Source organism: Streptomyces macrolidinus (genome assembly GCF_023887685.1).
In the GTDB taxonomy this organism is placed as follows: Bacteria; Actinomycetota; Actinomycetes; order Streptomycetales; family Streptomycetaceae; genus Streptomyces; species Streptomyces macrolidinus.
The window spans coordinates 1-2,465 of the sequence record NZ_JAMWMR010000077.1; the positions used below are offsets into that span (position 1 = coordinate 1).

Consider the following 2,465-nt stretch of genomic DNA (forward strand, 5'->3'; position numbering starts at 1 on the left):
GGTGCGCCATGAGGCGCTCTGTTGTATCCCCGGTTCAACCGGGAGGAACTGAAGGGAGGTTTCTGGGTCTGATGGCTTACCTGGATCCGAAAGGTGAAGGGGACAGCAGCATGCCAGGAAATCAACGATCACGTTCAGGTATGGAAGTGATGCGTTGAGGGACCCGCGCGATATGGCGAAAGCTGTACTGCCTGAACCCCAATCTCCAAGGGATGAAATGGCTGGCATCCATCGGAAACATACCCGACACCGATGCCGCGCTCTGCGGTGGAGTAATTGCGTATCCATCGCAACCTTCGGGGTGCGGACTGATTCCCGGTGAGGGAATTCAAGGAGATGAGTGGGGCGCCTAAGTCGCGCTAGATTCGTACAACAGAGACGAACATGGGATCACCTAAAGGGCGTGAGCCCCAAGGTGACGGAGGCCCCGTAGTAGTCGCAGGAGTGACGACCTGCCAAGGAGGACGGGAAAACCGTCCGCAGGGCGAAGGGGGCCAGGTGATCGGACATCACGATGCTGGGAGGTATGCGTAATGCAGAACGCCGAAACGGTGCTTGATGTCCTGCGTGAACGCGGCAGACGGAACCTGCCGTGTAATGGACTGTATCGACAGCTGTTCAACCCGAACCTGTATCTACTGGCCTACGGGCGAATCTACGCCAACCACGGCGCGATGACACCCGGGGCCTGCGGGGAAACCGCGGACGGCATGTCCGAAGCCAAGATCGGGCGCATCGTCGAAGCCATGCGCCACGAGCGTTACCGCTTTCGCCCAGTGCGGCGCGTCCACATTCCGAAATCCAACGGGAAAACGCGCCCACTCGGTCTGCCGTCCTGGTCGGACAAACTCGTCGGCGAAGTGATCCGCCTTCTGTTAGAGGCGTATTACGAGCCGCGTTTCTCGAGCCGCTCCCACGGTTTCCGCCCCGGCCGGGGCTGTCACACGGCGCTGTCCGAGGTGACATACAACTGGACCGGAACAACCTGGTTCATCGAAGGAGACATCTCCGACTGCTTCGGTTCGCTGGACCACGAGGTCCTGCTGGCCATTCTGTCGGAGAAGATCCACGACAACCGGTTCCTCCGCCTCATCGGACAGATGCTGAAGGCGGGATACCTGGAGGACTGGAGATGGCACGCCACGCTGTCGGGATCCCCGCAAGGCGGTGTGCTTTCCCCACTCCTGTCCAACATCTACATGGACCGGCTGGACAGATTCGTCGAGACAGTTCTCATCCCGGAATACACCCGAGGGGAAACCCGCCGCAAGAACCCGGCCTACAAGGAGCTGGAGAATGCGATCGGGGCTGCCCGGAAGCGGCTCGCCTACAGGAAGGAGAAAACCGAGTCCGCTCAAGTCCGTCAATGGCGAAAGGAGTTACGCCGCCATCCAGCCGGAGATCCACATGATCCGGGCTACCGACGGCTGCGCTACATCCGCTATGCGGACGACCATCTCCTCGGGTTCATCGGACCCAAGGCCGAAGCCGAGACGATCAAACAGCGCCTGGCCGCGTTCCTGCGCGACGACCTCAAGCTGGAACTGAATCAGGACAAGACGCTGATCACCCACGGCCGCACCCAGGCGGCCCGCTTCCTCGGTTACGAGATCACCGTTCAGCACGCGGACGAAAAGGTCTCCCGGGGTGGTCGCATCAATCGCGGCCTCCGCTCCATCAACGGGAAGATCCAACTCCGCGTTCCCAAGGACGTGATCAAGGCCAAATGCGCCCCGTTTCTCCGCCGTGGAAAACCCACGCACTTGCTCCCGCTGACGAGTTGCACACCCTTCGACATCATCGGCATCTACGGAGCGCAGTACCGGGGCATCGTTCAGTACTACCTGCTGGCCGGCGACGTCTGGAGACTCGACCGGCTCAAGGGGGTCATGCTGACCTCTATGCTCAAGACCCTGGCCGCCCGGCACCGGTCACGGGTGACCACGATGGCCAATCGCTACAAAACAACCATCAGGACACCCCAGGGACCACGCAGGTGCTTCGAGGCCAGGATCGAACGCGAGGGCAGGAAACCACTGATCGCTCGGTTCGGTGGCATTCCCCTCACCCGGAAACGGACGGCCGTCCTCGACGACCTCCCGTCCACCTTGTTCACCCCGCGCAGCCGCCCGCGCGGCAGCCAACTCTTCGACCGGCTACGACGCGGACTGTGTGAACTCTGCGAGAGCAGAACTGAAGTGCAAGTACACCAAGTTCGCTCCCTCGCAGAGCTGAGAAGCGCAGGAGAACAGCCCGCATGGGCGCAACTGATGCTCAAGAAGCGACGCAGAACCCTCGTGGTCTGCCCGCCTTGTCACGGAAGCATCCATACGTAACCCGGGTGAACAGCACGCAGTAGTCACTGGAGAGCCCGCTGCACCGAAAGGGTGCACGGCGGGTTCGGGCCGGGGGCCACTGGAAAAGGGACCGCACAGCGGAAACCTCGCCAGTGGCCTACCGGTACT

The 2,465-nt window shown here is 61.5% G+C and carries 1 protein-coding gene; it reads left to right on the plus strand.

Annotation, left to right across the window (positions count from 1 at the left end; all coding sequences use genetic code 11):
- Positions 1-533: 533 nt before the first annotated feature.
- A complete protein-coding gene (locus NGF19_RS30250) occupies positions 534-2,336 on the plus strand; it encodes a reverse transcriptase/maturase family protein (RefSeq protein ID WP_252429113.1) in 1,803 nt (600 codons plus the stop codon).
- Positions 2,337-2,465 lie beyond the last annotated feature (129 nt).

What these genes read in the sequence shown, in the direction of transcription:
- NGF19_RS30250 (WP_252429113.1), top strand. Translation starts at nt 534, where the DNA reads ATGCAGAACGCCGAAACGGTGCTTGATGTCCTGCGTGAACGCGGCAGA.